This is a genomic window from Gilvimarinus gilvus (assembly GCF_030518155.1).
GTDB classification, from domain to species: domain Bacteria; phylum Pseudomonadota; class Gammaproteobacteria; order Pseudomonadales; family Cellvibrionaceae; genus Gilvimarinus; species Gilvimarinus gilvus.
Genome location: NZ_JAULRU010000762.1, coordinates 1 through 325 on the forward strand (window position 1 = coordinate 1; position 325 = coordinate 325).

General features: G+C 43.4%; 1 protein-coding gene. It reads right to left on the minus strand.

Going from position 1 to position 325, the window contains the following annotated elements; genetic code table 11:
• Positions 1-127 precede the first annotated feature (127 nt).
• Positions 128-325 (minus strand): transporter substrate-binding domain-containing protein (locus QWI17_RS19445; protein ID WP_302724191.1); only part of this gene is annotated, 198 nt, incomplete at its 5' end.

Genomic DNA, 325 nt, shown 5'->3' on the forward strand with positions numbered 1-325 from the left:
GATCAATGGTTATTAGCCAGATAACAGCTATTACAGAAAAGGCTGATGCGCTCGCATCAGCCTTTATAAACTACCTATCACCTGAGAGCTAACACCTTAAAGCGATAACCAGTCCCGCAAATAAGCATTACTCGTTAACAACAATTTCACTCAACCCATGCTTTTCTGCAAACTGGTTGAGCTTACCTGATTGCTTCATCACCAACAGAAAGTCATCCACCTCTTTCAACCACTCCAACTCACCTTTAGGTACAGCATAAGCATACCCGGTTTTAGCAAAAGGTTGTTCCGGTGAAAGTAGTACCGCCCATGAAGTAAGTGCCAC